A 23888-nucleotide genomic window follows, 5' to 3' on the forward strand; every position below is an offset into this window, starting at 1 on the left:
CGGCCCCGCCGGCGCCGCCGCCACCGCACGACCCGCCGCCGCCCGACCCGCCCCCCGACCCGCGGTGGGGCGGCTCGGGCGGCGACGGAGGGCCGGCGCTGCCCGGGCGGGTGCTCGGGCCGGAGAGCGGGCCCGAGGGAGGACCTGAAGGGGGGACCGACGGAGGGCCGGACGGCGGGTGGGAAGTCACTTTTTTCCCTTTCTTCCGTTCCGGGCCCATTGTGTGCGCGGAACGGTACCCGCACGCAAGCGGAAGGCCCTCCGCCCGCAAGCGGACGACCGCCACCGGTACTAGCGTGGGCAGGGTGAGCAGTGGGCTCCCCAACCCAGCGCGGACCGCCGCGACCCCGACCGGTCACCCCGCCCGCGTCCTCCTCGAAGCCCTGGCCGCCGTCGCCGCCGGGTACGTCACGATGGGCGTCCTCGCCGGGCTCGGCCTCTGGGCCGCGGGCGCCGCCGACCTGCCGGGCGGCTTCGCCGCCGTCCTCGCCGCGATCGTCGTCATGGCCTCGGGGGGCAAGGTCGAACTCTCCGGCGACGCCGGAGCCCTCGCCGGCACCCAGGCAGAACTGACCGCCATGCCCCTCACCGTCACCCTGATGGGCGCACTGGTCACCGGCTACTGCTTCCTGCGTCCCCTGCGCCACCACGCGGTGGCCCCGGCCCGCGAACTCCTCCTCCGCGCCGTGAGCGTCGTCGTCCTCTGGCTTGCCGCCCTCGCCGGCCTCTCCGCCCTCGCCCGCCACGACTTCCCCCTCACCCTCGGGGACAACACCACCGAAGGGACCCTGATGGACCTCTTCGGCAGCCTCCTCGACGCCACCGATCCCACCGTCGGCTTCCGCACCGACCTCGGCCCCACCCTCTTCTACGGGCTCCTCTGGATCCTGGGGGTCCTCGTCCTCGCCCTCCTCGTCTCCCGCAGGGCCCCCCTGCCGTCCCGGCTCGTCCGCTACCAGGGACCCGTCCGGCCCGCGGCCTTCGCGATGCTCTTCCTGCTCCTCGCATACGTCCTCGTGGGCCTGGTCATCGGCATCGTCGTCGCGGCGACCAAGGGCCACCCGGCGGACACCTTCGCCGTCCTCCTCCTCGGCCTCCCCAACATCACCTGGCTCGCGCTCGGCGTGGGCATCGGCGGCTCCTGGGAGGGCAGCGCGGACGGCCCCTTCGGCCTCCCCATGCCCCAGGTCCTCGACGCCGTCCTGCGCGGCGGGGGTGACACCCCGGACCTCTCGACCGTCGACCTGTCCTCGCTCGCCGCACAGGACGCCCGCGCATGGTGGCTGTTGCCCGCCGCCGCCCTCCTGGTGCTCACCGCCGCCTTCGTGGCGGCCGTCCGCTCCCCGGCCCGGACGTCCCCCTGGCAGCACGCCCTGCACCTGGGCATCGCCTTCGCGCTCACCATGCTGGTCGCGGCGCCCGTCACCCTGGTCGAGGCCCGCTTCGGCCTCTCGATCCTCGGCATCGGTGACCTCGACGCGCTGGGCGGTGAGGTGCTGCTGCGCCCGCACGTCTGGAGGACCGCCGGATTCGCGCTCCTCTGGGGGTTGGTCTTCGGCTTCCTCGGTGCGCTGCTCGCTTCCCGGGTCCGCCGCAAGGGCGAGGTCGAGGAGCCCGGGCCGCAGTAGTGATGTCCCGTGCCGGCAGTCCGTCGCTGATCCTGTCCGAGCCCTTCTGCCGGGGCGCCGGCGCCGCGTCGTGGTCCGACGTCGGAACCGTTGCCGCCGGCCGATGACGAGCGTGCCGCGCCGCAACCCCGGACCCGGCGGGCGAACTCCGCCCGGACCCCGGCACCACGGGCGAGGACCGTGTGGGCCCTGACGTCCCGCCCACCTCGTCCGGGCGGCCCGGGACCTGCGGACCTCCGCGGACGCGGTCCGCAAGCGGCGGCGGAAGTTCCGGCCCGAGCTGCTCATCCGGACGAGGGTCGTCGAGGAAATCCTCGGCCTCCTCGCCCGGTTCCGTTCCACGGGGAACCGCCGAGGCGCCCGGTCGGCCACCGCCGTCGACGGCGGGGCCGGATGCCGGCCGTTGACCTCAACCCCGCTTGAGGTTCTAGGTTTCCGACATGACCATCACGGAGTACTCACGAGACCGGCTGGCCGCCCAGCCCATCGGTTACTGGAGCGGGGCCGCGAACGAGATCATCATCGGCGGCATCCGTGCCGCCCTCGCAGAGGAGGGGCTGACGCAACCCCACTGGTGGATCCTCAACCACGTCGCCGGCGACCCCGAGCAGTGGACCCGTGTCTCCCTCACCGACAAGCTCTCCCCCTACGACCGCCAGGAAACCGACTTCGAGGCCGTCTACGCCGACCTCGCCTCCCGCGGCTGGATCGCGGAGCCGGGCGGTCGCCTCACCCTCACCGAAGCAGGCGAAGAGGGGCGACAGCGCGCGAAGGCACACGTCCTCGAGGTCCACGAGCAGATCCACAACGGAGTGGACACCGCCGACTACGTCACCACCCTGAACGTGCTCCGACGGATGATCGCCAACCTCGGAGGCAACGGCGACCTCCCCTAGGGTCCGCTGCCGATCCTGCTCCCAGCAGGCTGGCGGCTGCCGTTGCCGTGCGGGGGAGGGACGCAGTCGCGTTCGACGCCCCAGGGCCGCACTCCGGCGGCTCGGGGTCCGTGGGGGCACCGGAGACCTGGACGGCCACCACCCGCGCGCCTCGACGGCCCGGCTCGGGCCCACCCGGGCCACCCGACGATCACGACCGAGTGCATTTCCTAACCGAGTTCGCGGAAGACCGGCCGGGCCCATGCCGGCGGCGCGGGCGGGGCGCCGGGCCGGCGCGGTTCCTGGGGGACCACCGGCCCGACCTCGCCCGCGCCGGTCAGCGCGGCACGCAGCCCGGAGACGAACTCCAGGCACGTCCCGTACCGTTCCTCCGGGGTCTTCGACAGGGCCTTGGCGAACACCGAGTCCGCCGCCTCCGGGAGCCCTGGTCGTACGTCCGACAACGGCGGCGGAGGGTCGTACTGCTGTGCCCACAGCACCGCCCAGTCCGTCTCGCGGCGGAACGGCGGCGCCCCCACCAGCATTTCGAACACCACGCACGCCAGGCCGTACACATCGCACCGGCCGTCGACCGGCTTGCCCGAGATCTGTTCGGGCGCCACGTAGTCCAGCGTCCCGACGAACTCGCCCACCGTCGTGAAGCCCGTCAGCGACAGGGACTTCTTCGTCAGCCCGAAGTCCGTCAGATAGACGTGCTCCGGGTGCTCCCCGTCCGTGCCCTCGGCGACCAGGATGTTGCCCGGTTTCACGTCCCGGTGCACCAGGTCGTGCGCGTGCGCGGCGTCCAGGGCCGAGGCCACCTGTGCCGCGATCCGAACCGTTTTCGCCGGCGGCAGCGGCCCTTCCCGTTCGAGCAGGGCCACCAGGTCCTGCCCCGCCACGTACCGCATGGCGATGTACAGCACGCCCTCCGTCTCACCCGCCTCGAAGACCGGCACGATGTGCGGATGGTCGATCGAGGCGGCGACCCGCGACTCGTGTGCGAAGCGCTTGCGGAAGGTGTCGTTGCGGGCCAGTTCGGGGGCCAACAGCTTCAGCGCCACCGTCCGGTCGAGGCGCAGGTCCCGGGCCCGGTACACGACCGCCATGCCGCCGCGTCCGATCTCGCTCTCCACGCGGTAGCCCGCGATCTCACGCCCCAACAGCCCCGAGGGTCGACCCGCGGGGATGTCCGCGTCATCACGGTCGTCGTGCGCCCCGCCGGTCGCCCTCATGGTTCACCCTGCTTTCCCGGCGGTCGCACGACTTGGGTCGGCGGCGGCCCGGCCGCCACCGACGGGTCCACCTGGGGCACCACCTGCGTCGGCTGGTACCCGGGCGGTGCCTCGGCGGGTTCCTCCTCGGGCCGCGTCACCCGTACGGTCCCGGGCGAGGGCGAGGGCGAGGGCGAGGGCGAGGCGGCGGAGGGCGGTGCCGAGGCCGCGTACGTGTGGAGCCCCGCACCGTCGCAGTACACCCAGCGCTCGTGTTCCGCGTCGTACAGCCAGACCGACTCGCCGTCCACGACCATGCCGACCCGTAGGCCGCGGGTCCGCGACCGGAAGGCCTCGCCGTCGAGCCGTCCAGCGCCCAACTCCTCCGCCGCCCGGCGGTAACGGCCGAGTGCGTCCTCGGCACGGGCGATCAGCGGGCGGGGGTCGGCGGTCCTGGCGAGGGGGCGGCCGGCGGCCGGGGGATCGTCCGGGACGCTCACGAGGAGCCGTGCGTCGACCCACGCCGTCCAGCCGTTCGAGCACAGCACCCGTCCCCAGTCGCCGGTCCGCTCCACGAGCCGCACCGGAAGGAAGGCGTCGAGAGGAGTGGTGGGACGCCCCGGATCGGGCCCCTCCCAGGCGGCGAGCCCGGCACGCGGCACCACATGGGTGGGCCGGAAGTCCGGCAGGTACTCCGGCACGGGAACGCTCACGTGTGCACCTCCGCTTCGAAAACGGTCACCCATGCACCTCCGTCGGGAAAACCTCCACGCGCTACCTCCGCATGACGACGGGTTCGTGGCGGCGCAGCAGCCGGGCCACGATCAGGCCCAGGACGAGACAGAGGACCACCAGGACGCCCATGTCGACCAACCAGGCCCCCGCCGTGTGCTGCATCAGAGGGTCGGCGGTCTTCTCGCTCGGCGCGGTCGTTCCGATGTCGATCGTCGCGCCCATCGCCGCGAACGCCCACCGCGAGGGCACCAGCCAGGCCAACTGCTCCAGGACGGGCGTGCCGCGCACGGTGAGGAGCGCTCCACAGAACACCACCTGCACGATCGCGAGGAGGACGAGCAGCGGCATCGTCACTTCCTCCTTGCTCACCAGCGCGGAGACGAGCAGGCCCAACATCATCGCGGTGAAGGCCAGGAGCGCGACCGCGAGGGTGATCTCCAGCAGCGGAGGCATCAGGACGCCCTTGCCGTCGGGCACGTTCAGCGGCACTCCGATCAGCGCCACCAGGGTCAGGACCACCGCCTGGACGACCGTGATGAGGCCGAGCACGACCACCTTGGAGGCCAGGTAGGCCGAGCGGGACAGGCCGACGGCTCTCTCGCGCCGGTAGATCGTGCGCTCCTTGACCAGTTCCCGCACGGCGTTCGCCGCACCCGTCAGGACCCCGCCCACGCAGAGGATGAGCAGGACGTTCAGCGTCGACTCGGGGTTGAGGCTCCCTTCGGACAGGGCCCGGGCCATCGCCCCCATCACGAACGGCAACGCGATCATGATGGCCAGGAACGTCCGGTCGGCCGAGAGCGCCGCTGCGTACCGCCGCACGAGCGTCCGCAACTGTGAGCCCCAGCTCTGCGCCTTCTGCGGCGGCGCCGGTGCCCGGCCCCCGGTGTCGACGGGCACCGGGACGTCCGGCCGGGACGTCGCGTCCTCGACGTAGCGGCGGTGGAAGCGCGAGTCCCGGTACTGCCCGGCCCAGTCGCGGTCCCGGTCGGTCTCGAAGGCTTCGAAGGCCTCGGGCCACTGGTCGAACCCGAAGAATCCGAGGGTGTCGGCGGGCGGTCCGTAGTAGGCGACCCGGCCGCCCGGCGCGAGCACGAGGAGCCGGTCGCACACGTCGAGGCTCAGCACGCTGTGGGTGACCACGACGACGGTGCGTCCGTCGTCCGCGAGCCCGCGCAGCATGTGCATCACCGACCGGTCCATGCCCGGGTCGAGCCCGGACGTCGGCTCGTCGAGGAAGAGCAAGGAGGGTTTGGTGAGCAGTTCGAGGGCGACACTCACCCGTTTGCGCTGACCGCCGGAGAGGCTGTGGACCGGCTGCTCGGCGCGTTCCACGAGCCCCAGCTCACGGATCACCTCGTCCACCCGTGCCCGCCGTTCGGCCGGCACGGTGTCCTCGGGGAAGCGCAGCTCGGCGGCGTACCCGAGGGCACGGCGGACGGTGAGTTGCAGGTGCAGGATGTCGTCCTGGGGGACGAGTCCGATGCGCTGGCGCAGCTCGGCGTAGTCGCGGTAGAGGTCACGCCCGTCGTAGAGGACCGTGCCCCGGTCGGCCGGCCGCTGACCGGTGAGCGCGCCCAGGAGCGTCGACTTCCCGGCACCGGACGGGCCCACGACCGCGAGCAGGCACTTCTGGCCCACCGGGAACGACACCTCGTCCAACAGGGTTTTGCGGCCGTGGTCGACCGTCACCGCCAGTGACTGCACGTCGAGGGACACCTCGCCGGTGTCGGTGAATTCGACGAGTTGTCCGCCGATCAGGCAGAACGCGCACCGACCGATGCCGACGATGTCCTCCGCCGTCACCCGGGCGTCGACGACGGGGTGGCCGTTGAGGAAGGTGCCGTTGTGGCTGCCCAGGTCGTGGATCCAGTAGGTGCCGTCGGGGTGTGCGCGCAGCTCGGCGTGCCGTCGGGAGACGATGAGGTCGGACACGACCACGTCGTTGTCGGGGGCCCGCCCGATCCGGATGCTGTGCGCGGGCAGTGGCCGTACGGAGGTCGGCTGCCGGAAGGTGCCGGTGGCGGCGGGACGGGAGACGGAGGACGGCCGGGGCGTCCCGTGCCGGGGGGCCTCGGACCGGAGCACGGGCTCGGGCGGGGAGGCAGGTGCCGCTTCGGGCGGAGGGGGCGCTTCGGGCGGGGCCACGGCCTCGGACGGGGGCCGGCCCTTGGGGGCGGACTCCGGAGGGAGTGAGGGGGGCACCGGGGGAGAGGCCTCCGGCACCTGCTCGGGCGGGGGCTGCGGCTGCCGGGCCGGGCCGGCCGTGGAGAACACCGCACGGGGGCCCTCGTCGGGGTGCCCGAAGCGCACGACCGTCCCGGGACCCACTTCCCGGGGCCGGGTCAACCGCAACCCGTCCGCGTACGTGCCGTTCGTGCTGCCCTCGTCCGCCAGGGTCCACTGGTCACCGACGGCGCGGAGCACCGCGTGGTGCCAGGACGCCCGGGCGTCCGCGAGCACGACGTCGCTGGTGGGGTCGCGCCCGATGCTATAGACCCGGCTCGGGCTGATGAGCCTTGCGTCCCCGTCGATCTCAAGGATCAGACCGGGCGCCGCGGGCACGACGGGCCGCTCTGCCATGCGTGAATTTTATCCGCCGGCGCTGATCGCCGCCCGGGAAGGGGGCGCCGGTAAGGTGGGCGTCCGCCGCGCGAGCGGCCCGACCGAGGAGGAAGCACCGGTGCCGAAAGGTGTCACCAGGCGACGGCCCCGCACCCGCGCGGCGCTCCTGAAGGCCGCCCTGGAGACCTTCGCCGAGCACGGTTTCCACGCGACGACCATCGAGCAGGTCTGCGAGCGCGCCGGTTATACGCGCGGTGCCTACTACTCGAACTTCGCCAGCAAGGAAGAGCTCTTCCTCGCCCTCTTCGACGAGCACAGCGAGCGGACCGTGCGCCGCCTCGCCGATGCGATCGACGGGCTGGGCGCCGACGAGTACACCCTGCCCCGGCTCGCGGAACTCGCCGCCCGCGTCGAGCCGGACGAGCGGGACTGGTACCTCGTCACCACCGAGTTCACCCTGCACGCCATTCGGGACCCGCAGGCCGCCTGGGTGCTCGCACGCCACGACGAGCGGCTGCGGGCCGAGATCGCCCGCGGTCTCACGCTGGTCCTGCGCCGGGCGGGGCGGGAACTGACCGTGGACGCCGACCGGTTCGCCCGGCTCCTCATCGCCCTGCGCGAAGGGGGTCTCGCACAGAGCTACGTGGAGCCGACCGAACTGCCGCCCGGCACCCTGGAGCGGCAGTTCCTCGCCCCGCTCCTGGAGGCGTCGACGCGTGAACTTCCCGGGCGCGGTCCCGAAGGTCAGTCGAAGAGGTCGGGGTCGGACGCGGTGATCTGATCCCACAGCGGGCGTGCCTGGAACCAGCCGGCCAGGTGCCCGCCGATCTGTCCGTGGGTGACGAGGGCCGTCTCGCGGTCGATGACGTGGGGGGTGCCCGCCGCCATAGCGAGGAGCTGCGCCTGGCAGGAGCGCTCCATGGTGACGAACCACCACACGGCCTCGGCGACGGAGTGGCCCACGGTGAGCAGCCCGTGGTTCTTGAGGATGACGGCCTTGTGGTCGCCGAGCGCCTTGGCGACCCGCTCGCCCTCCTCGGTCTCGTTCACCACACCCCGGTAGTCGTCGTAGAGCCCGTGGTCCTCGAAGAACGCGCAGGCGTCCTGGGTGAGGGGGGCGAGCGGGATGCCGAGGCTGGAGAAGGCCTTGCCGTGCAGCGAGTGCGAGTGTGCGGCGGCGACCGCGTCGGGGCGGGCGGCATGGACCTGCGAGTGGATGACGAACGCGGCCCGGTTCACGGGACGGCGTCCTTCGAGGACGGTTCCCTCGTGGTCCACCAGGATCAGGTCCGAGGCCTTGATCTGGTGGAAGCTCATTCCGAACGGGTTGACCCAGAAGGCGTGCGGATCGCCCGGGTCGCGGACGGTGATGTGGCCGGCGACCCCCTCGGAGAATCCGAGCCTCCCGAAGATCCTGAACCCTGCGGCGAGTTGCTCCTTGCGGTAGCGGCGTTCCTCCTCGACGGACTCGAAGGTGGGGGGCAGCGGCAGGACGGCCCCTTCGGGCAACGGTCCGACGGCGGCGGCAAGGGCGGGCGGCACGGTGCTCATGGGCGTCTCCTCGGTGAGCGGGTGCGCGGTGCACGGTGGCGGAGGTCCGCCAAAAGATACATTCATGTATCGGATGCGACAACGAATCCGAGGGGCGCGGGGGCGGAGGGGGTGGGCGAAGCCGGCCGTGCGCGGGGCGCGGGGCCGGAGGAGACGGGCGGAGCCGAGGGCGCCGGAGCCTCGTCCGGGCCGACGCGTCCTCGTGCCGGGGCGGCGCCCACGGTGACGATCCCCCCTCGTCCGGTGCCGCGAGGCGGAGCGGGGCCGGGTCCTCTTCACGGCGCTCGGCCACTCCACGGAGGCGTACCGCCATCCGGTCTTCCGCGCGCATCTGGCCGGCGCCCTGAGCCGGCTGATGGGCCGGGCCGCACCGGTGCGGTCGCCGTGCCGCCCGCCCCGGTCGCCCGCCGGTTCCATCGGGTCACCCCACCGCCCCGCCCCTGTTGCGCCGACGCCCAGCTCGCGGGAGGTTGCAGACGGGGGCCGTTGGCAGGAGGAGACACGTCATGGGCATCGCCACCGTGAACCCCGCGACCGGCGAGACGCTGCGGACCTACGAGGCCCACGGGCCCGAGGAGGTGGAGCGGCGCGTCGCTGCCGCACACGAGGCGTACCGCCAGTACCGCACCACCTCCTTCGCCGAACGCGCCCGGCTGATGCGCGCTGCCGCGACCCTCCTCGACGAGGACGCCGAGGACATCGCACGCACCATGACCACGGAGATGGGCAAGCCGATCTCCGCCTCCCGGGCGGAGGCCGCCAAGTGCGCGAAGGCCATGCGCTGGTACGCCGAACACGCCGAGCAACTGCTCGCCGACGAGCATCCGGCCGAGAGCGACGTACAGGACTCCGGCGCCGACGTGGCCCGGGTCCACTACCGCCCCCTCGGCCCGATCCTCGCCGTCATGCCCTGGAACTTCCCGCTCTGGCAGGTGATCCGCTTCGCCGCCCCCGCCCTCATGGCCGGCAACACCGGACTGCTCAAGCACGCCTCCAACGTGCCGAGGACCGCGCTCTACCTGGGCGACCTCTTCCGCCGGGCGGGTTTCCCCGAAGGCTGCTTCCAAGCCCTCCTCATCGGGGCCCGTGAGGTGGAGGGCGTCCTCAGGGACCCCCGGGTGGTGGCCGCGACCCTCACCGGCAGCGAACCGGCGGGCCGGGCCGTCGCCGCCGTCGCGGGCGACGAGGTGAAGAAGACCGTCCTGGAGCTCGGCGGCAGCGACCCGTTCATCGTCATGCCCTCCGCCGACATCGTCGGGGCCGTGAAGACGGCCGTCACCGCACGCGTGCAGAACAACGGGCAGTCGTGCATCGCGGCCAAGCGCTTCATCGTCCACCACGACGTCTACGACGACTTCTCGGAACGCTTCACCGCCGCCATGAACGCCCTCACCGTCGGAGACCCCCTCGACGGGGCGACCGACGTCGGCCCGCTCGCCACCGAACAGGGGCGCGCCGACCTGGAGGAGCTCGTCGACGATGCCGTGGAGCGCGGTGCCACCGTCCTGTGCGGTGGTCACCGCCCCGAGGAGCCCGAGCTCCGGAACGGCTGGTACTACCGGCCCACCGTGCTCACCGGCATCACCCCCGAGATGCGGATCCACCACGAGGAGGCCTTCGGGCCGGTCGCCACGGTCTATCCGGTCAGCGACATTGAGGAGGCCGTCGCCGTCGCCAACGACTCGCCGTTCGGCCTCAGCTCCAACGTCTGGACGCGCTCCCCGGAGGACCTCGCGTTCTTCGTTCGCGACCTGGAGGCCGGTGGCGTCTTCGTCAACGGAATGACGGCCTCGCACCCGGCGCTCCCCTTCGGCGGGATCAAGCGCTCCGGGTACGGTCGGGAGCTCTCCGGCCACGGCATCCGCGAGTTCTGCAACGCGACCACCATCTGGCAGCGCGCCTGACGGTTCCGGCGTCCCTCCGGCCCCGGGGCTTCCCCTCCGCAGGCGAGGTCCCTCCGGCCCCGGGGCTCCGCGTGCCGTCCGAGCGGTCCCCCGAACGGGGCGCCGTCACTCCAGGGCCCCGGAAGGGCGTCGGACCAGCTGCTCCTCCGGCAGCGCGGCGGTGGCGGCGGAGGTCGTCCCGGGCGTGTGCCCGGTGACGGGACCGCCGGGGCGTGCTCCCACGAGGCGCAATCCGGTTCGGAGCGCCGGCCGGGGCCGCGGGGCGCTTCTCACCCACCGCCGGCGACGGGGGCGGCTGCCGTCGTGGGCGGACCGATCTCGCACCAGACCGCCTTGCCCTCGCCCCGCGGCTCGACCCCCCAGCGGGAGGCCAGCGCGTCGAGCAGCAGCAGCCCCCGCCCCGACGTGGCCGCCTCGCCGGGGGTGCGCCGTCGGGGCCAAGCGCTGGAACGATCCTGCACCGAGAGGCGCACCCGGCGCACCGGCTCGGGCAGCACCTCCAGGGTCAGCACCGCACCGCCCTCGGTGTGCAGCAGCACGTTCACCAGCAGTTCGCCCGTGAGCAGTTCGGCGTCGTCGGCGAACTCCGACATGCCCCAGTCGCGGAGCGCCTGCCCGACGGCCGCGCGCGCGTCCGAGAGGCCCTGCGGGTCGGCCTGGTGGATGTACTGGTGGATGCGCGGCGCCCGGGGGGTGCCGGGGTCGGGGCTGCGCCGCAACACCAACAGGGCCACGTCGTCGCCCGAGCCCCACCGCTCCCACAGGCGTTCGGAGAGGTGGTCGGCGAGTGCCTCCGCCTGCGGCGGCCCGCTGCTGATGGCGCCCGACAGCGCGGCGAGGCCGGACTCGATGTCCGAGCCCGGTTGTTCGACGAGGCCGTCCGTGCAGAGCACCAGCGTCTCGCCGGGGACGAGGTCGAGCCGCGTCTCCGGGAACTCCTCGTCCCCGAACACGGTCGCCAGGCCCAGCGGCAGTCCGCCGCGCAGCTTGGGTTGCCCGACCCGGCCGTCGGTGTGCCGGATCAGCGGGCCGAGGTGCCCGGCCCGCACGGCGCGCAGGGTGCCGCTGGCCAGGTCCACCTGTGCGTACGTGCAGGTGGCGAACCTATTGGTGTCCAATTCGGCGAGGAAGCGCGAGGCCCGGGCGAGCACGGTCGACGGGGCGTGCCCCTCGCCGGCGTACGCGCGCAGTGCGATCCGCAGCTGACCCATGATGGCGGCGGCGTGGGTGTCGTGGCCCTGGACGTCGCCGACGACGATCCCGACCCGCCCGCGGGGCAGCGCGATCACGTCGTACCAGTCGCCGCCGACCTGTCGTCCGCTCCAGGCGGCGTGATAGCGGACGGCGATCTGCCCTCCGGCGAACTGCGGGATGCGACGCGGCAGCATCGTCTCCTGGAGCCCGGTCGCCAGCTCCCGTTCCTCGTCGAAGAGGATGGCCCGCTGGAGCGACTGGGCGACGATGGCCGCGAGACCGAGGGCGAGGTTCCGTTCGTCGGCGTTGAACGAGGTGCGGCCACGGTAGAAGAGGGCCATGCCCCCCAGCGAACGTGCCTGGGCCACCAGCGGCAGGTAGCACGCGGCCCGGAAGTCGAGCCGCGTCAGATAGGGGCTGAGCTCGGGGAAGTCCCGCCCGAGCGACGGGAACGAAGACACGAAGCGGGGCCGCCCGCTCAGCACTGCCTCGGCGAGCGGCAGCCGCCGGTCGAGGCGGCGGCTGCGGAAGTCGTTCAAGGCGTCGAGGGAGTCGCCGCTGAGCGCGATCAGGTTGAGCGAGCCGTTCTCGACGAGTCCGAGCGCCAGGCCGTCCGCGCCCAGCCTGGCGAGTCCGCCGGGGCCGGTCAGGGCGGCCGTCACGTCGTCCACGGTCACCGCCCGTGACAGCGCGTTGGTCGTCCGCTCGACGATGCTCGTCTGCAGCGCGCGTCGCTTCTCCAGCTCCCGCACGAAGGCGAAGTGCGCGACCTCGGCGGTCGTGTCCCGCACGATGCCGACGATCCGCCGGGCCCGTCCGTCGGGGGAGCGCAGGATCCGTGCCTGCACATGGGTCCAATGGGGTTGTCCGTCGTCCTGCGGGATGGGGAAGTGCGCCGTGTAGGAGGCCGCGCCGCTGGTGACGGCCTGTCGGACGACGCCTTCCAGCTTGCTGCGCTCGGCGGGGTCCAAACGGGCGATGAGGGACACGGGCCGCCCGTCGTGGGCGTCCGGGGGCATGCCGAAGATCAGCAGCCCGGACTCGTCCACATCGATGGTGCCCGTGTCGAGATCCCAGTCGAAGCTGCCGGTCCGGTTCATGGCGAGCCACTCGGCGGGCCCGATCTCGGCACCGCGCGCACGCCGGTCATCATCGGTCATCCTCCCCATTGTCGAACCGGCACCCCTCTGACGCCATGGCGCCGACGCGGTGTGGCGGGAGCTCGCCGCGGCGAATCCCCCGGAAGGCGCCGGAGCCGCACCACCGGCGTGCCGGACGCGGTCACCCGCCTGGGTGCGTGCGTCCGCCGTGGTGGTGAAGACGCGCGGTGCCGCCCGGTCGACCGATACCGCTGGGGAACCGGTCCTGACGGCCCCGGATGCGCTCCGGGGAGCCGGACACGAGAATGGCGAGTGCCGGACGAACACGTAGGAGGCGGCATGAACGCTGAGCCCGACAAGACGTCCCCGGGGGAGTACCCGACGCCCGACCGGCTGCTGCACGCCGGTTCGGAGGGCGAGTTCACGGCGGAGGACCTGGTCCTGGCCTCCGGCCGTGACGTGAATCCGAAGAGCCTCGCCTGGGCGGAACGCCGCATGGCGGAGAAGGGGCGCGCTTCCATGGACGAGCTCTTGCCCTAGGACGTGCGTCGGAAGCGGCTCCGCCCGCCCGGAGGGTCAGGAGGGGCTTTCGCCATACGGCCCGGACCCCGCGAACGGGCAGGGTCCTTCCGTCAGGCCCCGGGCTCGGACGTTCCGAACCGGGGCCACGGGCTTCTTCGGACGGCACCGGGACTTCCGCATTTGTGCAACACGTTCTACCGTGGCCGCCGTCGCGCGTCGCACCCCGCACAGCACGCCGCCGGACGATGCAGGAAGCCACCACGGGAGGCCGCCATGCACCTCGAGTACACGCCCGCACAGAACGGCCTGCGCGCCGAACTCCGGGCGTACTTCGCCGAGCTGGCCCCGGACGACGCCCACGGACGTTACGGGGACCCGGCGGCCCAGAAGCGCTTCTACCGCGAGACCGTGCGGCGGCTCGGCACGGACGGCTGGCTCGGAGTGGGGTGGCCCACCGAGTACGGGGGACGCGGACTCACCCCGGTGGAACAGTTCATCTTCTTCGACGAAGCAGCGCAGGCCGGCGTGCCGCTGCCCCTCATGGCGCTCAACACCGTGGGCCCGACGATCATGCGGTACGGCAGCGACGAGCAGAAGGGCCACTTCCTGCCCCGCATCCTCTCCGGCGAGATCGACTTCGCCATCGGCTACAGCGAACCCGACGCCGGCACCGATCTGGCGGCCCTGAAGACCCGCGCGGTGCGGGAGGGCGAGGAGTACGTCGTCAACGGCCAGAAGATCTGGACGACGAACGGCGACACCGCCGACTGGGTCTGGCTCGCCGTCCGCACCGATCCGGACGCCCCGCCGCACAAGGGCATCACCATGCTGCTCGTGCCGACGAGCGACCCCGGCTATTCCTGCACGATCATCAACACCCTCGCCTCGCACGACACCACCGCGAGCTACTACGACGACGTCCGCGTCCCGGTCTCCCACCGCGTCGGCGAGGAGAACGGGGGCTGGCGGCTCATCACCAACCAGCTCAACCACGAGCGCGTCACCCTCGCCGCCCACGGCACCATGGCGATCCGCGCGCTCCACGACGTCCAACGCTGGGCCGCGGACACCCCGCTCGCCGACGGCCGCCGCGTCATCGACCTCGCCTGGGTGCGCCGCACCCTCGCCCGCACCCACGCCCGCCTGGACGCGATGAAGCTCCTCAACTGGCAGATGGTGAGCGCCGTCCAACAGGGCACCCTCACTCCCCAGGACGCCTCCGCCGTCAAGGTCTACGGCTCCGAGGCCCGCCGCGACGCCTACGCCGCCCTCATGGAGGTCGTCTGTGCGGCAGGAGCCCTCAAGGAGGGATCGGCGGGTGCCGTCCTCCACGGCGAACTGGAACGCGGCTACCGCTCGGCCGTCATCTTCACCTTCGGCGGCGGCAACAACGAGATCCAGCGCGAGATCATCTCCTGGATCGGCCTCGGCATGCCCCGCGTCCGTCGCTGAGGCCTCGCGACGAGGTTTTCAGTGGCCGTCGACGCACCACCCCACGCTCCGGCGGACGTGGCCACCGGCCTGGTCGTTGCGGGGTGGGGGGCGGGCCGTCCCGAGCGGACGGAGCCCATCGTGCGGCGACGGCACGGGCGCCCTTGACCACGCGGTACGGCCCGTGAACTCCCCGATCGACGCCCCTGCGCCCGCGCCCCGCGGGCAGGCCGCCCGATGGAGCTGCCGAGACGCCGATCGTGCTCCCGCGCCCGCCGTCGTGCTTTCGCCGTGGCGCCGGGCCCGAGTTCCATCGGGCCCGGCGGGGTGGACGAGCGCTCAGGCCGCCGCTGCGGAGGGCTCGCCGGCGTTCGGCAGGTCGATGCGGACCGTCCGGTCGCAGAGCCGCTCCACCTGCGCGGGGTCGTGGGAGACGAGCAGGACCGTCCGGTTGCCCCGCAGGGCCGCCACGGACTCCTCGACGGTGTCGCGGCTCCGCTCGTCCAAGGCGCTGGTCGGCTCGTCGAGCAGGAGAGCCGCCGGTTCGAGGGCCAGGGCGCGGGCCAGGCACAGCCGTTGGCGCTGGCCGTTGGACAGGGTCTGGGCCGGCGCGTCCAGCCGGTCGGAAACCTCGTTCCACAGGCCCGCCTCGCGCAGTGCCTGCTCGACGCGGTCGTGCAGCTCCGTCAGGGACGCCCGCACCAGGTGACGGAGTCCGAACAGGGCGTTGTCCAGGATGCTGCCGCCGAAGACCACGGGGGTCTGCGGCACCAGGACGACCGTGCTGCGCAGACTGGAGTCGCCCTTGCCGTACCGGACGGGACGGCCGAGGACCTGCACCTCGCCCTGACGGCGGAGCCCGTGGGGCAGCAGGTCGACCAGGGCGCGCAGCACGGTGGACTTGCCGGCGCCGGACGGACCGCACAGACCGGTGGTGGATCCGGTGGCCAGCTCGAATGTGACCGGTCCGACCAGGCGCTTCGTGTCGTCGAAGATCTGCAGGTCGCGGACCGCGATGACGGCTTCGTCGACCGTGTCGGCCACGGTCGCGGGACCGGTTGTCACGTCGTCCATCGTCGTGCTCCTTCGAAGCGGTCGCGCAGGAAGACCGCCAGGCCGAGCAGGCCCGCGGTGATCAGGACCAGGACGAGGGCGCTGCCCCACGCCTGGGCGATCGCCTCGGGAGCGCCCGAGTCCTGCGACAGGGTGAAGATGTGCGTGGGCAGGGCCTGGACCGGGGAGTTGACGATGCCGGTCGGGAGGGCGGGCGCCCCGAAGAACACCGTGGCGGTGAAGATCAGGGGGGCCGTCTCTCCTGCCGCGCGGGCCAGGCCGAGCAGCAGGCCGGTGAGCGTGGCGGGCCAGGTGTACGGAAGGACCACGGAGCGGACGTACTGGGAGCCGGTGAGGCCGAGCGCGAGCGCGGCCTCGGTGATTTCCGCCGGCATGCTCCGGATCCGACCTGCGGTGGTGAGGGCGACCACCGGGATCACCACGGGCACCAGGACCACGGCGCCGGCCAGCCAGGAGCGGCCCCAGCCCATGGTCGTGCAGAAGAGGACGTACCCGGCGAGTCCCAGCAGGATGGTGGGTGTTCCGCCGACCGCCACGGTCAGGGTCTCCAGCACGCGGGCGGCTTTCGCGGAGGCGCGCGTGCCGATCACGACGCCCGCTCCGTAGCCGAGCGGCAGTGAGATCAGCGCCGTTGTGGCAAGGAGCAGGAGGGTGCCGAGGATCTGGTCGCGTATGCCGCCCCCCGCTGCGCCTTCGGAGGCGGTGAACCAGAAGACCGGGTTGAGCGCCGTGCCACCGTGGGCCAGCAGGATGCCGAGCATGCCGACGAGGAGGGCCCCCGGCAGCAGCAGGGCCCCGAGCCGGACGAAGGTGGTGAGCCGGTCCTTCGGGGTGCGCAGCCACGCTGAGGACCACCGGGTGCGTGGAGCGCGTGCGGCCCTTCCCGTGGAGCCGCGGGTGCCCCAGACGGTGGCGACGGCGACCAGGGCCAGCAGGATGATGCCCAGCCCGCACAGGGCCGCGAAGTACGGGCCGGAGGTGCCCGCGAGCATCGGCTCGGGGCCGGCCAGCTTGGTGGTGAGCGTCTGGCCGGGGCGCACGAGGAAGGAGAAGACGTCCCCCAGCGACTCGGGGAAGCGGTCGTCGGCGCGGCCGATGACCATGAAGACCGCGATGGCTTCGCCCAGTGCCCGGGCCAGGCCGAGGAGGACGCCGGCCCGCATGCCGGGGCGGGCCCGGGGTAGGACGGCTGACCGGACGACCTCGCGGCGGGTCAGGCCGAGGGAGTACGCGGCTTCCCGGTACCGGCCGGGTACGGCGGCCAGCGCGTCCACGCTGACCGCCACGATCGTCGGCATGATCATCACGGCGAGGACGATTCCGGCGGAGAGCAGGCTGTCCCCGCCCGGAACGTCACCGAGGTCCGCCACGAACGGCCTGATCACCATGATGCCGATCAGGCCGTAGACGATGGAGGGGACCGCTGCCAGGAGTTCGATGCTCAGGCGCAGTGGCTTGGCGAGGCGGGGCGGCAGGTACTCGGACAGGGCGACGGCCGCCGCCCAGCCGACCGGGACGGCGAGCGCCAGTGCCAGGATGCACACGACCGTCGATCCGTAGAGCATGGCCAGGCCGCCGAAGGCGAGGTTCCCCGGGCTCCAGGTGGACGAGGTGAGCAGTTCCGTCCAGTCGACGGTTCCGCTCGCGATGCCCGTGACCAGGTAGCCGAGCAGGACCGTGAGGGTGAGCAGCACGGACAGGATGCCGCTGTAGGCCCAACCCCAGACCCATCTCGCCCGGCTGCCGCGGCCGCTCCCGGGGGAGGGCCGCGACACGGCGGGTCCGGGCGCCTGGGTGGGGCGCTCCAGAGTGAGCCCCATGGTCAGAGGCCCATCTGCTCGCGCGTGAGATAGCCGTGCTGGGGCAGCAACTTCTGACCCTCGGGCGAGAGGACGTAGTCGATGTACTGCTTGGCGGTGCCCTTCGGCTCGCCGTTGGTGATCATGAACAGCGGGCGGGTCATCGGGTACTTGCTGGAGGCCACGTTCGCCATGGTGGGGGCGACGCCGTCCAGGGGCACGGCGACCAGGTCGGGGTGACCGTCGATGAAGCCGGTCGACAGCGGGGCGATGGAACCGCGGGTGGACTTCAGCTTGTTGCGGGTCTCCAGGTTGCCGCCCACGATGGCGTAGTTCGCGGACTTGGGCGGGGCCGGCGGCTCGCCCTTGCCGTAGATGAACTTGTCGAGTACCTCGCGGGTCCCGCGACCGGGCTCCTTGTCGTACACGAAGACCTGGAGGTCGGGGCCGCCGACCTCCTTCCAGTTGGTGATCCTGCCCTCGAACAGGCCCGCGACCTGCGCCTTGGACAGACCCTTGACCCCGCCGTCGGCCACTTCCCTGGTGATGATGACGCCGACGGCGTCCGCGCCGATCTGCGTGGCGACGAAGTCCGTCTCGGGGTAAGCCTCTTGGTCCTTCTCCGACAGGGGCTTGGAACTGAGGGCGATGTCGATCTGGCCGGTGCCGAGCTGGGAGATTCCGCCGGCGGAGCCGCCCTGGGTGGCGACGGTGATGTTCAGGCCCTTGGCCTTCAGGGCCTCGGCGGCGTCGGAGGCCACCGGAGCGACGGTGGTGGAGCCGCTGGCCTGGATGGCGCCCGAGCCGGCCTTCGCCGAGCCGGTGCAGCCGGTCAGGGCGGCGGAGAGGAGGAGAGAGGTGCAGGCGACGGAGACGCCCTGGCGGACGCGCCGCCCGGTGGGGCGCGTTGCTCTGCTGCGGTTCTCAGTGGACATGAAAGACATGGCGGTGCCTTTGCGGTGATGGAAGGTACGGGAATCGGAGGACACGGGTGGCGGGTCGCCACCCGTGTGGCCGGCAGGTCTGTGGACGGGACTTGGCAGGGGTGCGGCCGTGACCGCGGGTCGTGCCCCTGCCGCGTGGACGAGGCGGGACGCCCGGCGAGCCCGTAGGCGCTGGGTGAGGGCGGCGCGATGGACACCGGGCGTGTGGATGGTGGCTGCTCGGGGCCTGCAGTCGGATGCCCGTGGGGTCCTTCACGCGTGCCCGTTGAACTCGCTCAGGACCGTAGGGGCTGCCGTGGGGCGCTCCGTGCCTGAACGACGGGTGCTCGGCCCGCTCCCCTTCGAGGGGCCTGAAGTGCCAGGCATCGGTAGCCGTTCACCCGCTGACCCCGGGGCGGAGCGCGATGCCGTGGGCGAACGCTACCGTCTCGGAGTCGCCATGGCGAGATCTGGCGGGGCGAAATCATCGATGATCGGCGATCGAGCCGAGTCGTGCGATCGAGCGGTGGATGAGTTGCCTGCGGCCGGCCGTGAATTCCGACGTCGCGGGGTCACTGGTCAGTGCTTTCGCTCGGGGCGGCTTCAAGCTGTGTGAACTACAGAATTCAATCGAGTGACCTCTCTTCGCAACCAGTCACAGAGGAGGGCGAATCGGGGCAGTGGCGTCCTGTGTCATCGGAGGGTGCGGGGATGGTCTTTCAGTCATTCATCGATCTATTGACATACATCGCTCAATGCTGGCAGGGTTCCGGCCGTCGGTCGACAGCGTCGTTACCGACCTTGGCTCTGACCCGGCCCCATCTCGATCCGTCACGCTCCTTGATCACTCCCTGGGGGGAAGTGTGAGTAGTCCCCGTGTTCTGGTCGCCTCCGCGTTCGAAGCGGAGCTCCAACCCTTGACGTCCGCGTGTGCGGCTGCCGCTCTGCAGCACCACGGCGCCGACGTCGTCGGCTGGGACGCGCACCTGCTTCCCGATGCCATTCCGGAAGGCCCCTTCGACCTCACGCTCGTCTCGGTCCAGCAGTTCGAAGGGCTCGAGCGGGGAATCGCCCTGGCGCGCAGGGTCTCGGAGGCGTACGGCACCACGGTCGTGACCTTCGGCCAGTACGCGCAGATGAACCACCGGGAGTTCCTCGAGGTCGCCGACGGCATCATCATGGAGGAGCCCGAGCTCATCGGCGAAGAGCTGGTCCAGCTCGCCTCCGGCACCCTTGCGCTCGATGCGGTCCCCGCCCTGATGACCCGCACGGGGATGCGGCCCAAGCCCCCGCGCCGGCGCATCTCGGTCACCAAGCCCGCCCGGGACCTGTTCCCCTCCCTCGTGCACTACCCGGCGCACCACTCGCCGTTCGGCCTGATGGGCAACATCGAGGCGTCCCGCGGCTGCCACCACAAGTGCACCTACTGCTCCGTCTACGGTGCGTACGACGGCGGCGTCGCCGCCTACGACGCCGACAGCGTCCTGGCCGACGCACTGCAACTGGCGGAGGAGGGCGTCCGGCACTTCTGCTTCATCGACGCCGAATTCTTCAACTCCCGCACCATCGGCATCGGCGTCGTCGAGCGACTCGTCGAGGCCATCGGCCCGATCACGTTCGAGTTCACGACGCGCGTCGACCACGTCCTGGACTACACGAAGGAGCTGGAGAAGCTCGTCTCGCTCGGTCTGCGCCGCGTCACCTGCGCCCTCGAGTTCCCCTCCAACCGCATCCTGCGCATCTTCGACAAGCACATCGACGTCGACCACATGCGCGAGGCGGTCGACGAGGCCGAGCGGATCGGTTTCGAGCTGTACCCGACATTCATCCCGTTCACCCCGTGGATCGAGTACGAGGAGCTCCTCGGCTTCGAGGACTGGCTGGTCGAGACGGGCCTCGCCCGCGTCACCGACCCCACGGCCCTGCAGACCCGATTGCTGCTGTTCAAGGGCTCGCCGCTGCTCTCCTCGCCCTGGATGGAGGACATCGCCACCGTCGACCGCGGTTTCTGGGTCGAGTGGACCCATCCCGACAAGCGCGTCGAGGAGCTCTGGCAGGAGCGCCGCACCGACGCCGAAGACGCCGGCAAGATCCGCTGCTGCGTGAAGTGCTGACCCACCCGCTCACGAGAAAAGGACACTGACATGGGTGGATCCCCCCGCGTCGTCATCTCCACCGGCCAGGCCCTCCCGGACATGGACTGGACCGGCGAGCTCGCCGGGCTCACCGACTCGTGGCCGTACCTCGGCCCCACCTGGCTGCGGGCCACGGAGAAGGTGCTCCCCGAGGTCCAGCCCTGGCACACCCTTGCCCACCGTGCCCGCGGCGAGCTGGCCCTCCTCCCCGGCTACGTCCTCACCACCCCGCCGGTCGTCGACCACGAGCCGCGTACCTACCTCGGATGGCAGGCGCCTTCCGGCGAAGAGGTGTGCTGCGGCGCCGAGACCGACGCCGCGCGCAGCGCCGAGGTCGACGCCCTGGGGACCGAGCCCTTCTTCCCGACCCTCCTGCTCGGCTCCCCGCTGGGCTACCGCACCGAGGTCGCCTACAACTTTTGGACGCCGACCCTGATGGGGGCGATCGTCGACAAGCTCGTGCCCGCCGCCTTCGAGGCGGGCATCCGCTGCATCGTCGCCCCCTGGATCCCCGGTCGACGCGGCAACGACGCCCTCGTCGACGCGCTCAACGCAGCCGGAGCGTCCAGCACCTTCTGGGGTTACGAGGACTTCATGAGCCTCGACGCACCGAACTGGGAAGGACACCTCGCCGCCCTTCCGTTGAAGAAGCGCCAGCGCATCAAGGGCGACGTCCGTCGCGCCGAGGCCGCCGGCGTGACGATCAAGCGCGTCGACGGCACCGACATCCGCCCCTACACCGCCCGCATCGCCGAACTCACCTGCCTCAACCGGGAGAAGAACGGCGCCGGCGAGGAGCCCGAGCACATCGTGGGCATCCTCTCCACGCTCATCGACGAGGGCGCGGACGTCCGCGCCTACCTCGGCTACAAGGACGGCGCGCTGGTCGCCACCTGTGTCACCCTCCGCAAGAACCACCGCCTCTTCCCGAAGTGGGCCGGCTTCGACTACGCGGCGATCGGCGAGCGCAGCGGCATCTACTTCGCACTCGTCCTTGACGCGCCCGTCCGAGACGCCTACGCCGAGGGGCTGCGCACCGTCGAGTTCGGCGCCGGAGCCCATCAGGCGAAGGCGCTGCGCGGCTGCACCCCGCGCGAAGTCACCACCTCGATGTTGCTCTCCGACCCGGCGCTGCGACCGCAGGCGCATGCCTGGCTCGACGCCTTCGGCAACAGCAGGCGCGTCGCGTTCGGAGCCGCGTCCCCCGCCCCGGCCCAGCCCGCGAACCTGCCCCTCCTGGGCGGCTCCGGCGACAGCTGCTGCGGTTGACCCCGCCCGACTCCACGACAAGGACGAGAGGGACCACATGATCACCTTCATTCCCCTGACCGGATTCCTCGGGGCGGGCAAGACCACGACCATGACCGCCGCCGCGCTCGCGCTCCAGGAGCAGGGCCGCAAGGTCGCCGTCATCACCAACGACCAGGGCGTCGAACTGGTCGACACCAAGCTGGTGCGCAGCAAGCTCGACAGCGTCGCCGAGGTCACCGGCGGCTGTTTCTGCTGCAAGTTCGAGGACCTGGTCGAGGCCGTCGTCGCGCTTGTCGCCTCGGACGGCGTCGACACGGTGATCGCCGAGGCCGTCGGCAGCTGCACGGACCTCCAGGCCACCGTGGTACGACCGCTGCGCCAGTACTACGGCGACGACATGGTCGTCGCTCCCCTGACCACGGTGGTCGACCCGCTGCGGCACCTGGCCTTCGCCCGTGCCGCCGAGCGGGGCGAGCCGGAGTCGGACCTGTCGTACCTCTTCCGCCAGCAGGTCACCGAGGCCGACGTCATCGCCGTGAACAAGCTGGACACGATCAAGGCGGAGCGGGCCGAGGAGCTGCTGGCCTCGCTCCGTACGAGCAACCCGAAGGCGACCGTCGTCGGTTACTCGGCCACCACGGGCGCCCACCTGGAGACGCTGCTCGACGCATGGCAGGCGCCGGCGACGAACGAGGACGTCGTCCTCGACATCGACTACGACCGCTACGCTGCCGCCGAGGCCCAGCTCGCCTGGATGAACCAGGAGCTCGACCTCACCGCCGCCGGGGACGGCTTCGACGCGACCGCGTGGGCCCGAACGGTCCTCCAGGAGCTGTCGACCTGGGCCACGGAGCACGACGCCGTGATCGGCCACGCCAAGATCACGGTGGAGACGGCCGACGGCGACTTCGCCAAGCTCAGCCTCACCGAGTCCGGAGCGCAGCCCACCCTCGACCGCGCCGCCGACGCGCACGCGCCGGCCGGTCGGGCCGTCGTCAACGCCCGGGTCGCCTGCGAGCCCGACGCCTTGGACGCGGCCGTCACCGAGGCCGTCGAGGCCGCCGACCTGGCCACTGCCGTCACCTCCACGGCGACCACCCCGGTGTCGTTCAAGCCCTCCTATCCGCGTCCCGTGCACCGCCTCGCCCCCGCCGGCGCCTGACCGAGAAGGACCATCCGCCATGAGCGACACCACCACCGGCAGCCTGCAGGAAGAGGTCCGGGAGTACTACCGGGCCAAGGCCGCCGAAGCCGAGACGAGCGGCGCCTGCTGCTCGCCGGACCCGCAGACCTTCGGTCCCGCCGCCTACGACGAGATCGGACCCGGCACCGCCCCCGACACCGCCCTCCTCGCCAGTCTCGGCTGCGGCAACCCGAGCGCCGTCGCCGAGCTGCGCGAGGGCGAGACGGTCCTGGACCTCGGCTCCGGCGGCGGCCTGGACGTCATCCTCAGCGCCCGGCGCGTCGGCCCCGACGGCCGTGTCTTCGGCCTGGACTTCCTGGAGGAGATGCTCGCCCTCGCCGCCCGCAACGTCGCCGACGCCGAGATCGACAACGTCGTCCTCCTCAAGGGAACGATCGAGTCCATCCCGCTGCCCGCCGACACCGTCGACGTGATCATCTCCAACTGCGTGATCAACCTGTCCCTGAACAAGCCCGCCGTCTTCGCCGAGATGGCGCGCGTCCTCGCCCCCGGCGGCCGTCTCGGCATCAGCGACGTCGTTGCCGAGGACCGACTCAGCCCCGAGGAGCGGGCCGAACGCGGTGGGCACAGCCAGTGCATCGCTGGTGCCCTCTCCGTCGCCGAGTACAAGGAACTCCTCGACGCGGTCGGTCTGAAGGACGCGGAGGTCGTGTTCACCCAGGAGGCGGCCGACGGCCTCCACGCCGCGATCATCCGTGCCCACAAGCCGGTCGGCGGCACCGCCGACGTGCAGGAGTGCGCGCCCGGCGGCACCTGCTGCTGACCGCGTCGTCACACCCGGGC

18 protein-coding genes are annotated in these 23888 nt (G+C 72.0%); 10 read left to right on the top strand and 8 right to left on the bottom strand.

The window, feature by feature from the left end:
• The first annotated feature begins 296 nt into the window (after positions 1-296).
• Both ACFW2Y_RS22890 and ACFW2Y_RS22895 read left to right on the top strand, forming a co-directional pair.
• The gene (locus tag ACFW2Y_RS22890) at positions 297-1628 is read left to right on the top strand and encodes a streptophobe family protein (protein WP_384882236.1); all 1332 of its coding nucleotides are present in this window, start codon (positions 297-299) and stop codon (positions 1626-1628) included.
• Between the two features lie 440 nt (positions 1629-2068).
• Complete coding sequence (locus ACFW2Y_RS22895; protein ID WP_384882239.1) at positions 2069-2524, top strand: MarR family transcriptional regulator; 456 nt, start codon at positions 2069-2071, stop codon at positions 2522-2524.
• A 209-nt stretch (positions 2525-2733) separates the two neighbouring features.
• On the opposite strand, the gene ACFW2Y_RS22900 is transcribed toward ACFW2Y_RS22895, so the two are convergent.
• From ACFW2Y_RS22900 to ACFW2Y_RS22910, 3 genes are all read right to left on the bottom strand, one after another.
• Positions 2734-3738: a serine/threonine-protein kinase gene (locus ACFW2Y_RS22900; protein ID WP_384882242.1), complete on the bottom strand. Its 1005-nt coding sequence runs from the start codon at positions 3736-3738 to the stop codon at positions 2734-2736.
• Positions 3735-4430, bottom strand: coding sequence for a hypothetical protein (locus ACFW2Y_RS22905; protein ID WP_384882246.1), 696 nt, complete (start codon positions 4428-4430; stop codon positions 3735-3737). Before ACFW2Y_RS22905 ends, ACFW2Y_RS22900 begins: the two co-directional genes overlap by 4 nt.
• Positions 4431-4491: 61 nt before the next feature.
• Entirely contained in the window at positions 4492-7035 is a 2544-nt protein-coding gene (locus ACFW2Y_RS22910; protein WP_384882248.1) for an FHA domain-containing protein, read from the bottom strand.
• Between the two features lie 100 nt (positions 7036-7135).
• Between ACFW2Y_RS22910 and ACFW2Y_RS22915 the strand changes: the two genes are divergently transcribed.
• Positions 7136-7798 carry a TetR/AcrR family transcriptional regulator gene (locus tag ACFW2Y_RS22915; RefSeq protein ID WP_384882251.1) on the top strand — a complete coding sequence of 221 codons (663 nt, stop codon included), beginning with the start codon at positions 7136-7138 and terminating at the stop codon, positions 7796-7798.
• Here the strand turns inward: ACFW2Y_RS22915 and ACFW2Y_RS22920 are convergent.
• Entirely contained in the window at positions 7762-8568 is an 807-nt protein-coding gene (locus ACFW2Y_RS22920) for a class II aldolase/adducin family protein (RefSeq protein ID WP_384882254.1), read from the bottom strand. The genes ACFW2Y_RS22915 and ACFW2Y_RS22920 overlap by 37 nt on opposite strands.
• A 506-nt stretch (positions 8569-9074) precedes the next feature.
• Here ACFW2Y_RS22920 and ACFW2Y_RS22925 point away from each other — a divergent pair.
• A complete protein-coding gene (locus ACFW2Y_RS22925; RefSeq protein ID WP_384882257.1) occupies positions 9075-10472 on the top strand; it encodes an NADP-dependent succinic semialdehyde dehydrogenase in 1398 nt (465 codons plus the stop codon).
• A gap of 269 nt (positions 10473-10741) precedes the next feature.
• Here the strand turns inward: ACFW2Y_RS22925 and ACFW2Y_RS22930 are convergent, their stop codons facing one another.
• The gene (locus ACFW2Y_RS22930; RefSeq protein WP_384882260.1) at positions 10742-12826 is read right to left on the bottom strand and encodes a SpoIIE family protein phosphatase; all 2085 of its coding nucleotides are present in this window, start codon (positions 12824-12826) and stop codon (positions 10742-10744) included.
• A gap of 279 nt (positions 12827-13105) precedes the next feature.
• Between ACFW2Y_RS22930 and ACFW2Y_RS22935 the strand changes: the two genes are divergently transcribed.
• The gene (locus ACFW2Y_RS22935) at positions 13106-13306 is read left to right on the top strand and encodes a hypothetical protein (RefSeq protein ID WP_384882263.1); all 201 of its coding nucleotides are present in this window, start codon (positions 13106-13108) and stop codon (positions 13304-13306) included.
• A 255-nt stretch (positions 13307-13561) separates the two neighbouring features.
• Positions 13562-14740 carry an acyl-CoA dehydrogenase family protein gene (locus ACFW2Y_RS22940; protein ID WP_384882266.1) on the top strand — a complete coding sequence of 393 codons (1179 nt, stop codon included), beginning with the start codon at positions 13562-13564 and terminating at the stop codon, positions 14738-14740.
• Positions 14741-15058: 318 nt separating this feature from the next.
• Here the strand turns inward: ACFW2Y_RS22940 and ACFW2Y_RS22945 are convergent, their stop codons facing one another.
• From ACFW2Y_RS22945 to ACFW2Y_RS22955, 3 genes are read right to left on the bottom strand one after another with little or no spacing between them, the layout of a single operon-like run.
• On the bottom strand, positions 15059-15793 hold the full coding sequence (locus ACFW2Y_RS22945) for an ATP-binding cassette domain-containing protein (protein ID WP_384882269.1): 735 nt from the start codon (positions 15791-15793) through the stop codon (positions 15059-15061).
• Complete coding sequence (pstC, locus tag ACFW2Y_RS22950) at positions 15781-17613, bottom strand: phosphate ABC transporter permease subunit PstC (RefSeq protein ID WP_384882271.1); 1833 nt, start codon at positions 17611-17613, stop codon at positions 15781-15783. Before pstC ends, ACFW2Y_RS22945 begins: the two co-directional genes overlap by 13 nt.
• A 2-nt stretch (positions 17614-17615) precedes the next feature.
• Positions 17616-18527: a phosphate ABC transporter substrate-binding protein gene (locus tag ACFW2Y_RS22955; RefSeq protein ID WP_384882274.1), complete on the bottom strand. Its 912-nt coding sequence runs from the start codon at positions 18525-18527 to the stop codon at positions 17616-17618.
• Positions 18528-19378: 851 nt separating this feature from the next.
• Here ACFW2Y_RS22955 and ACFW2Y_RS22960 point away from each other — a divergent pair.
• Genes ACFW2Y_RS22960 through ACFW2Y_RS22975 form a run of 4 tightly spaced genes read left to right on the top strand, consistent with a single transcriptional unit; the run spans position 19379 to position 23868 of the window.
• On the top strand, positions 19379-20629 hold the full coding sequence (locus ACFW2Y_RS22960; RefSeq protein WP_384882276.1) for an RCCLKC-tail radical SAM protein: 1251 nt from the start codon (positions 19379-19381) through the stop codon (positions 20627-20629).
• A 30-nt stretch (positions 20630-20659) separates the two neighbouring features.
• On the top strand, positions 20660-21919 hold the full coding sequence (locus ACFW2Y_RS22965) for a GNAT family N-acetyltransferase (RefSeq protein ID WP_384882278.1): 1260 nt from the start codon (positions 20660-20662) through the stop codon (positions 21917-21919).
• Between the two features lie 37 nt (positions 21920-21956).
• The gene (locus ACFW2Y_RS22970; RefSeq protein WP_384882281.1) at positions 21957-23063 is read left to right on the top strand and encodes a GTP-binding protein; all 1107 of its coding nucleotides are present in this window, start codon (positions 21957-21959) and stop codon (positions 23061-23063) included.
• A gap of 19 nt (positions 23064-23082) precedes the next feature.
• On the top strand, positions 23083-23868 hold the full coding sequence (locus ACFW2Y_RS22975; RefSeq protein ID WP_384882284.1) for a methyltransferase domain-containing protein: 786 nt from the start codon (positions 23083-23085) through the stop codon (positions 23866-23868).
• The last annotated feature ends 20 nt before the right edge of the window (positions 23869-23888 follow it).

Origin of the sequence: Streptomyces sp. NPDC058877 (genome assembly GCF_042742855.1) — a bacterium.
In the GTDB taxonomy this organism is placed as follows: domain Bacteria; phylum Actinomycetota; class Actinomycetes; order Streptomycetales; family Streptomycetaceae; genus Streptomyces.